A 409-nucleotide genomic window follows, 5' to 3' on the forward strand; every position below is an offset into this window, starting at 1 on the left:
ACCCGGGTGCGGTCGACCGCCTGCGGCAGCAGCACGAACGCCGCGACGTGGTCGGCGGACGCGGACAGCATCAGGTTGGGGTGCACGAGCTCGCCCTTGTGCCGCTCGCGCTCGGCCGCGTCCAGCCCGGGCAGCGGCGCGCGCTCCGTCGTGCCCCTCATCGTGAACGTCCACGCGCCCTCGCGGTGCGGCACGCCGCCGTCCCAGTCGATGTCGGTGCCCCCGCCGCCGAACGCCGGCACCAGCCGGGTGAGCTCCGGGTGGACGGGACCGCAGTGGTAGCACTCGTTGTAGTTCTCGGCTAGCACCTTGTAGTTGGCCGCCACCTCGTAGGTGAACCGCAGCCCGCTGACCAGCTCGCCCATCCGGTAGTTCGCGAGCGTCCGGTCCGGCCGCGCCATCGCCTCGA

The 409-nt window shown here is 72.9% G+C and carries 1 protein-coding gene; it reads right to left on the minus strand.

Annotation, left to right across the window (positions count from 1 at the left end; all coding sequences use genetic code 11):
• Window positions 1-409, minus strand: a 409-nt coding sequence (locus Q0L15_RS21425; protein ID WP_296606794.1) for an SRPBCC family protein, incomplete at both ends; no start/stop codon positions are given.

The organism is Nocardioides sp., assembly GCF_024509035.1.
Lineage (GTDB): Bacteria > Actinomycetota > Actinomycetes > Propionibacteriales > Nocardioidaceae > Nocardioides.